The organism is Hoeflea sp., assembly GCF_984452065.1.
The window spans coordinates 7,096-14,635 of record NZ_CFHWAF010000111.1 but is presented as its reverse complement, the minus strand read 5'-3'; the positions used below and the strand labels follow the sequence as shown (position 1 = coordinate 14,635).

8 protein-coding genes are annotated in these 7,540 nt (G+C 60.4%); 4 read left to right on the top strand and 4 right to left on the bottom strand.

What is annotated here, in order from left to right; translation table 11 throughout:
- The 3 genes from AC5E6N_RS18195 to AC5E6N_RS18185 all read right to left on the bottom strand — a co-directional run.
- Positions 1-370 (bottom strand): MlaD family protein (locus AC5E6N_RS18195; protein WP_491749140.1); only part of this gene is annotated, 370 nt, incomplete at its 3' end.
- A gap of 70 nt (positions 371-440) precedes the next feature.
- Positions 441-1,262 carry an ABC transporter ATP-binding protein gene (locus AC5E6N_RS18190; protein ID WP_491749139.1) on the bottom strand — a complete coding sequence of 274 codons (822 nt, stop codon included), beginning with the start codon at positions 1,260-1,262 and terminating at the stop codon, positions 441-443.
- Positions 1,263-1,264: 2 nt separating this feature from the next.
- The gene (locus tag AC5E6N_RS18185; RefSeq protein WP_491749138.1) at positions 1,265-2,476 is read right to left on the bottom strand and encodes an ABC transporter permease; all 1,212 of its coding nucleotides are present in this window, start codon (positions 2,474-2,476) and stop codon (positions 1,265-1,267) included.
- A gap of 254 nt (positions 2,477-2,730) precedes the next feature.
- Here AC5E6N_RS18185 and AC5E6N_RS18180 point away from each other — a divergent pair, with 254 nt between their 5' ends.
- The 3 genes from AC5E6N_RS18180 to AC5E6N_RS18170 all read left to right on the top strand — a co-directional run bounded on the left by AC5E6N_RS18180 (position 2,731) and on the right by AC5E6N_RS18170 (position 5,381).
- Positions 2,731-3,789, top strand: a complete 1,059-nt coding sequence (locus AC5E6N_RS18180; RefSeq protein ID WP_491749137.1) for a UDP-3-O-(3-hydroxymyristoyl)glucosamine N-acyltransferase — start codon at positions 2,731-2,733, stop codon at positions 3,787-3,789.
- A 108-nt stretch (positions 3,790-3,897) separates the two neighbouring features.
- Positions 3,898-4,158, top strand: coding sequence for an acyl carrier protein (locus AC5E6N_RS18175; RefSeq protein ID WP_491749136.1), 261 nt, complete (start codon positions 3,898-3,900; stop codon positions 4,156-4,158).
- Positions 4,155-5,381 (top strand): beta-ketoacyl-[acyl-carrier-protein] synthase family protein, encoded by a 1,227-nt coding sequence (locus tag AC5E6N_RS18170; protein ID WP_491749135.1) that lies wholly within the window; start codon positions 4,155-4,157, stop codon positions 5,379-5,381. Before AC5E6N_RS18175 ends, AC5E6N_RS18170 begins: the two co-directional genes overlap by 4 nt.
- 18 nt (positions 5,382-5,399) lie before the next feature.
- Here AC5E6N_RS18170 and AC5E6N_RS18165 read toward each other — a convergent pair whose 3' ends face one another.
- A complete protein-coding gene (locus tag AC5E6N_RS18165; protein WP_491749134.1) occupies positions 5,400-6,419 on the bottom strand; it encodes an MFS transporter in 1,020 nt (339 codons plus the stop codon).
- A 181-nt stretch (positions 6,420-6,600) separates the two neighbouring features.
- Between AC5E6N_RS18165 and AC5E6N_RS18160 the strand changes: the two genes are divergently transcribed.
- Positions 6,601-7,509 (top strand): alpha/beta hydrolase fold domain-containing protein, encoded by a 909-nt coding sequence (locus AC5E6N_RS18160; protein ID WP_491749133.1) that lies wholly within the window; start codon positions 6,601-6,603, stop codon positions 7,507-7,509.
- Positions 7,510-7,540 lie beyond the last annotated feature (31 nt).

The window sequence follows — 7,540 nt, the reverse complement described above, 5'->3', positions numbered from 1 at the left end:
GAATGTTCGGACCGGTTTTGTCGCCGCCGCTGAGCTCGATATGCGCCTGGCCCGTAAGCCCCTGGATGCCGAGCTTCGCCTTTGTTGTCGCATAGACCGGCGCCGACGCCCGGACCTCGGTCATCGCAAGCACGAAGTTCGGATCGACACCGTCAATCGTCAGCGACTGAACCGCGCCGATCCGGATGCCGTTGAACAGGACCGGCGCACCGACACTCAGGCCGCCGGCGGAACCGGGAATGCGGATTTCAAGCTGCGCGGTCGTGCCGGATTTTCCGAACGTCGCCATCCAGTACACGAAGCCGAACGCCGCCACCATGACGATGAGCGTAAACACCCCGACCAGCGTGTAGTTCGCTTTGGTTTCCATATCCTGCTTTACGCATCACCTTGACCCCAAGGTGATTCTATCCCCGATTAACCCGCCAACTATGGCCCCATCATTTCGCCCGCACAAGCGAACGCGCGCGTTTCCCATGGAAATAGGACCGCACCCACGGTTCGTCACTGGCCAGCATGTCTTCAATTGTGCCCTCGACGACGATCTTCTTGTGACCGAGCACCGCGATGCGGTCGCAGACGGAAAACAGGCTGTCCAGATCATGGGTCACCATGTAGACCGTCAACCCCAGCGTATCGCGGAGTTTGGCGATAAGTTCGTCGAATTCGGCGGCGCTGACGGGATCGAGACCGGATGTCGGCTCGTCGAGGAACACCAGATCCGGATCCAGCGCCAGGGCACGCGCCAGTGCCGCGCGTTTGATCATGCCGCCCGACAGCTCAGAGGGATAGAGCGAGGCCGTTTCCGGCCGAAGACCCACCAGTTCGATCTTCACAAGCGCGAGTTCGTCCATCAGGCTCTTCGGCAGGTCCAGATATTCGCGCATCGGCACCTGTATGTTCTCCAGAACCGTCAGGGCGGAAAACAACGCCCCGTGCTGGAACAGCACGCCGAGCCGCATGTCGAGCGCAAAGCGCTGCCTCGGCGTCGCCTCGTCGTAATCGATCCCGAGAATCTTGATGGTGCCTTCCTGCCGGGAAGACAGTTGCAGAACGGTGCGCAACAAGACGGATTTTCCCGCACCCGAAGCCCCCACAAATCCCAGGATTTCGCCGCGCCAGATATCCAGATCAAGGTTTTTGAGAACCTGATGGGACCCGAACGCGACGCTGATATTGCGTGCCTCCAATATGCACTCGCGGCCCGCAACGTCCTTTTTGGCCACACCAAGTTCAAAGTGTTCGTGGGATTGCTTCGCCATGCTCAGAAATCGATCGCTCCGTAGAAGATGGCGAACATGCCGTCGACAAGGATAACCACAAATATGGATTTGACGACAGCCGATGTCACGTGACGCCCCAGCGATTCCGCGCTGCCGCCGACTTTCAGCCCTTCGACCGAGGATACAATGCCGATAATCAGCGCCATGAAAGGCGCCTTGATCATGCCGGAGACAATGGTCGACATGTCGATCGCTTCGCGCAGCCGGGCGAGGAACGTATCAGGCGTGATGCCGGAGTAGACCCACGCCGTGACGCCGGCACCAAGCAGGGCGGTGAAATTGGCGACGATCGTCAGCGCCGGCAGCATGACCGTCAACGCCACAAGGCGCGGGAAGACAAGGACGCCGACCGGATTGAGGCCCATGACCTTGAGCGCATCCACCTCCTCGCGCATCTTCATCGAACCGATTTCCGCCGTTACCGCCGAGCCCGAGCGGCCGGCGATCATGATCGCCGTCAGCAGCACACCGATTTCACGCAACTGCAGGATGCCGACAAGATCGACCACAAAGATCTCGGCGCCGAAATAGCGCAATTGAAAGGCGCCCTGCTGGGCGATGATGCCGCCGATCAGGAACGACATCAGAGCGATGATCGGCACCGCCCGGACGCCCATATGGTCCATCTGGCTGACAATTGCCGCAACGGAGATCCCCGAGGACCGGTCGGACTTGAGCTGCGTGCCGCGAACCGCCGATCCGAGGATATACATCGCGGCGATGAAATCGTCCCAGAATGAAACCGTCAGGCGGCCGAGCGGCTCGAATATCCGGTCGACAAGGCGCCGCCGTTCATGCTGCTCGCTCCCCGAAGGCTTCACGCGAAAGGCATTGCCGACGGCCTCGAGCAACGTCTTCTGCTCATCGCTGACCGACTGGTAGGCGACCTCGCAGCCCTTTATCTCCAGATGATCGCGCAGCCGCTCCACAATGAGCGCTCCGGACGTATCGACCTTGCCGACCTTGCCGAAATCGACCGTCACGCTGCCCTTCGGTATCGACTGTTCAAGATCCCGCATGGTCGCGTCGACATCGGCGACGCAGTGGAGCTGCCAGTTTCCGGACAGTGAAACGCGGGTCTGGTCGCCTGCCTTCGATACGTCGACGTCGGGCTCATTGCGAGCGTCGATATTCCCGCTTTGTCCCCCGGCGGCGCCCGATGGCTGGGAATCAGTTGGAGGTGGCAACGACATTATTGACACATACCCAGTTATCTCGCGACTGTCACCGCTTATCCGCAGCGCGCCGCCATGAACCGCGCTTGGGGACGCGACCCTTCGCAACCCGGCTGAAATGGCCGGCGTTGTGAAAATATCGCCGGGCATGTATGGTCCCCGGCGGGCGCCAGGTCGGCCACCCATCCCCGACAGTTGAAGGTGTCCATTCAGGCCAAAAGCCGCAAACTCAGGCGCTTTGCAACAATGCGCCCTCACAAGGGAGAACCGATTTGAAGGCACAGGAAATCGCGGACGCGCTGGGTGGCGAGGTGACCGGTGATCCGGCGCTGGAAATCGAACGGGCCGTACAACCCGATCTTGCCGACGGCGGCGGCGACATGGCGGTCGCCATCAGCCCGGATTTCTTCGAAGGCCTTGCGACGACAAAAGCCGTGGCCGCGATTTTGCCGGCCGGTGTGTCAGGCATCGAAATCGCACCGCAAACCGTCATCCGCGTCCCCGCGGACCGCAAAACGCTGCCGGTCCTGTCGGCGCTCTTTCGCAGGAGTCCAAAACAGACAAGGGGCATTCACCCCACTGCGGTTATCGGGCAGGACGTTGTGCTGGGAGACGACGTCACCATCGGTCCGCTGTGTTATGTGGCGGACAATGCGGTCATCGGCGACGGAACGACCCTGGTGTCGCATGTCACCGTGTTGGATGAGGCGGAAATCGGCCGCGCTTCAACCGTCTTTTCCGGCGCTCGCATAGGCGTCGGCGTCAAAATCGGCGCACGTGCCGTCATTCATCCCAATGCCGCCATCGGCGCGGACGGTTTCAGCTTTCATCCCGTCGACCCCGGCAACGTGGAAGCCGTGAAGGCGACCGGCAAGGTTTCCGACAAACCCGATCGGGATTCTTCACTTCTCAAGAATGAAAGTCTCGGAGGCGTGATCATCGGCGACGACGTTGAAATCGGCGCCTCCACATGCATCGACTCCGGGACGCTGAAGCCGACCGTCATTGGCCGCGGCACGAAGATAGACGACCTCGTCATGGTCGGTCACAACGTCAGGATCGGCGAGGACTGTATCCTGTGCGCACAGGCCGGAATTGCCGGAAGTACGGTGCTGGGCGATCGGGTCACGCTCGGTGGGCAGGCCGGGATCGGAGACAATCTGAAGATCGGCGACGACGCGATCATCGGCGCGGCCGCGGGGGTCGGAACGTCCGTGCCCGCCGGCGGCATCTATTACGGCATACCGGCTGTTCCGCGCGCGCGCGCTCAACGTGACGTTCTCAACATTCGCAAACTGGACCGGGTAATAAAGAAAGTAGAAGGTAAATAGCTTCTTGCCCTGCCGTTATGAAACCGCTATCCCATTGTCCCGTGCCGTCGTGCCGCGACAATAGAGCGCGAAACCGTATGACCTGAACGCAAGAAACAAGCCGCAATAATGACAGAGTCACTTGATCCCGAACGCACGATCGCGAAGATTATCGGTGAACAACTCGGAAACGATCCCGAAAAAATCACCTCAGATACCACCCTTGACTCTCTCGGCGTCAACTCGCTCGAACTGGTTGAGATCATCATGACGATTGAGGAAGAATACGATATCGCAATCGATATCGACACGGTTTCGGCGGCGGACTCCATCAAGACGGTCGGCGACCTGCTTGAACTCGGCAAATCCATGGGCATCGGCGCTAAATGAGCATTGCAGATACCGCGGTCGCGGTGACCGGCCTGGGATGCACATCCGCGCTGGGTAATGATGTCGAGCGAACCTGGTCGGCCATGAAAGAGGGCGTGTGCGGCATCCGTCCCCTTCGCAACATCAACACCACCGAGAATCTCAAGATCGAGATCGGCGGCGAAATACCCGGGCCCGTGGACGCCGGCGTCCCCGAGCGCCGTCTGCCTGCCTTCGACCGCTTCACGCTGCTTGCTATGGAAAGCGCCAATCAGGCGATCCGTCAGGCCGGCCTGGATTTCAGCGACGCGGATCTTGCCAACCGGTCCGCCTGCATTATCGGAGCCGGCAACTGCGGCTGGGAGATCGTCGAACTGGGCTTCAGGAAGTTTTTCATCGACGGAGCCAAACGCACGCACGTCATGACCGTGCCGCGCTCGATGGCCTCGGCGCCCGCAAGCCAGATCAGCATGTGGCACGGCATCAAAGGGCCGGTCTATGGCGTGACCTCCGCCTGTTCGTCCGCAAACCATGCGATCGTCTGCGGTTACCAGGCGATCAAGAGCGGCGACGCGGATGTCGCCGTGGTCGGCGGAACCGACGCACCGCTTATCTGGGGTGTTCTGAAGGCGTGGGAGGCGCTACGCGTCCTTGCGCCGCAGACCTGTCGCCCCTTCTCGCTGAACCGCAAGGGCCTTGCGCTGGCGGACGGCGCCGGTGTCGTTGTGCTCGAACGCGCCGACCTGGCAAAAGCGCGCGGCGCGAAAATCCTTTGCGAACTTGCCGGTGTCGGCATGACCGCCGATGCGGGAGATCTGGTCAATCCGACGGTTGAAGGTCCGTCGCGGGCGCTGAAACATTGCTTGCGGTCGGCACGCATGTCACCGCGGGACGTGGACTACATCAACGCCCACGGCACCGGCACCCGCGCCAATGACGCGACGGAAACCAAGGTCATCCGCAACGTCTTCGGCAGCCACGCCGATGAACTGTCCGTTTCATCGACCAAATCGATGCACGGGCATGCGCTCGGCGGAAGTGGCGGCATTGAACTGGTCGCCTGCGTGAAGGCCGTTCAGGAGGGGATTGTCCCGCCGACGGTCAATTATGACGAACCCGACCCGGAATGCGACCTCGACGTGACGCCCAACGTTGCCAAAAAACGCGACATAAACACCGCCATCAGCAATTCGTTCGCATTCGGCGGCACCAATGCGGTCCTTGCCGTCAGGAAAGCAGCGTAAAGAGCAGGGCATCCTTGATCATCGGTAGGCGATCTGCGCGTCAGTCCGCCGATGGCACGTCGGCCTGCACGGCCTGCGCGTGCCCAGGCGATCGATCAGGTTCCCCGTACTGGCCGCCAGGAACGGCTGAAGCGCAACCACCGGCAAAATCGCAAGGCCAGCCATGAACGGACTCATCCCGAGTTTCTTCTGGAAATAGAGCGCACCGAAAACAAAGGTGCACACCTTCATGAACTGCGCAAAGAATATGATGGAGACGCCGGAGCCGAAGGTCGAGTTGGTGAACAGGCGCATATTGATGAGCGGGTCGTCCTGTCGAAGTTCACGAACGACAAAAACAGCCGAAAGACAGAGTCCGACAGCGAAAGGCACAACGATAATCGCCGCGCCCCAGCCATAGTCCGGTGCCTGCATGATCGAGACCACAACAAGACCCAGGCCCGAGCAGAACAATGCGACACTGAAGACATCGATCCCGCGGCCGGACTTCGGTTCCTCGATATGTGTCCAGGCGCGAACCACGATGAACATCATCGCGGCCGCCAGGAACGGATTGATCCAGAAAATCCACCGCCACGACGCAAAGTCCGCAAAGAAGCCGCCGACAAAAGGGCCGAGCGCCAGAAACACCGTACCGATGGTTCCCTTGATGCCGAGCGCAAGGCCGTGTTGGTCTCGCGGAAAAATGAGGGTGACGATGCTAAGGGACAACGGAAAGACAATCGCAGCGCCAACCCCTTGCAAGGCCCGCGCCGCGATCAGTATCTCGGTCGTGGGCGCGAACCCGGCCATGGCGGAAGACAGCCCGAAAACCGCCGTTCCAAACAAAAACAAAGGTTTAAGCGGCAGAATATCGCCCAGCCTGCCACCGACGGCGACAAGGCCGGCAAACACGAGGAGAAGGAGTTGACGACCCAGTGGGACGCGATCTCCGACATTCCGAGTTCCTCGCGGATGACCGGAAGCGCGACGCCGACAACAGTCTCGTCGAAAAGGACCAGGCCCAAACCGCCGGCCATTGCAGTCAGCAGCCACCATCTCCGATTGTTTTCATCGACACGCAGCATAGGCTCTGAAGTATCTGTATTACCAACGATTGCCAATACTCTAGCAAAACAACTTCGCGGTATGGTTTTATATTGATGACATCTGCTCTATCTATTTTCCAAACATTTGATCAGGATAGGAAATTTCGGTTTTGGCCCTCGGCAATCCGCCCATGCCCAGCATAAAAAGCAGGCTGTTTTCCCTGCTCCTGCGGATGACGAAAAGCCGCCAATTCGCCGATGGGCAATCGCTACGCCTGCGCCTTGAAACCGGCCGGCATGGCCAAAGCTCCGACCCGCCGAAACGCCTGCGCGAGACGTTCGACGTGCGCCAGTCCGATGACGATGGATTGCCGGTCATCGAGATAAGCCGCAAAGGCGGCAACCCCTCCATCACGCTTTTTTATCTTTACGGCAGTTTCCACCTTTTCGGGATGGACCCCTTGCATTGGGGGCTGGTGAGCAAAATTCTGGCCCGCTCGGACGTCCGGATCATCGTTCCGCTCTATCCGCTCGCCCCTCAATTCAGGTGGGACGACGCCTACGCGGCGCTCATGCCGCTATACGAACGCGTGGCAGGCTCGGCGCCGCAAGGCGGCTTTGTTCTGATGGGAGACGGTTCCGGCGCCGGGCTTGCGGCGGGGATGAGCCTCGAAGCCGCGCACCAGGGTCTTCGCATGGCCGATCAGCTCGTCCTGCTCAGCCCCTGGCTTGATGCCGGGCTCACCAACCACCGCATCACCGATATGGCCGACACCGATCCTTGGCTGAGTGTCGACGGCGCCAGAGAGGCCGCCCTGCTCCATGCGGCCGGACATGACCTCAAGGATTACCGCCTGAGCCCGATCTACGGAAACCTGGAGGACCTGCCGCCCATGAGGATCTTTGTCGGCACAAACGAAATTCTCTATCCGGACTGCGTTTCCTTCACCGATCTCGCGGACGCCTGCGGCGCACGGATCGAACTATTTGCCGAAAAAGACATGTTCCATGGCTGGATGATGTTCACCATACCCGAGGCAAGGCGCACACTGGACGAGATCGTTCACGGCCTGCCGCGGGTGAGCGAAGACGCGATTTAGGCCGCAAGCCGCTTGGGCGCGCGCCGTCCGG

Bases quoted from the DNA above. Each gene is read 5' to 3' on its own strand.
- AC5E6N_RS18175 (WP_491749136.1), top strand. From the start codon at position 3,898: ATGACAGAGTCACTTGATCCCGAACGCACGATCGCGAAGATTATCGGT.
- AC5E6N_RS18165 (WP_491749134.1), bottom strand. From the start codon at position 6,419: ATGGTGGCTGCTGACTGCAATGGCCGGCGGTTTGGGCCTGGTCCTTTT.
- AC5E6N_RS18160 (WP_491749133.1), top strand. From the start codon at position 6,601: ATGCCCAGCATAAAAAGCAGGCTGTTTTCCCTGCTCCTGCGGATGACG.
- AC5E6N_RS18190 (WP_491749139.1), bottom strand. From the start codon at position 1,262: ATGGCGAAGCAATCCCACGAACACTTTGAACTTGGTGTGGCCAAAAAG.
- AC5E6N_RS18185 (WP_491749138.1), bottom strand. From the start codon at position 2,476: ATGTCGTTGCCACCTCCAACTGATTCCCAGCCATCGGGCGCCGCCGGG.
- AC5E6N_RS18170 (WP_491749135.1), top strand. From the start codon at position 4,155: ATGAGCATTGCAGATACCGCGGTCGCGGTGACCGGCCTGGGATGCACA.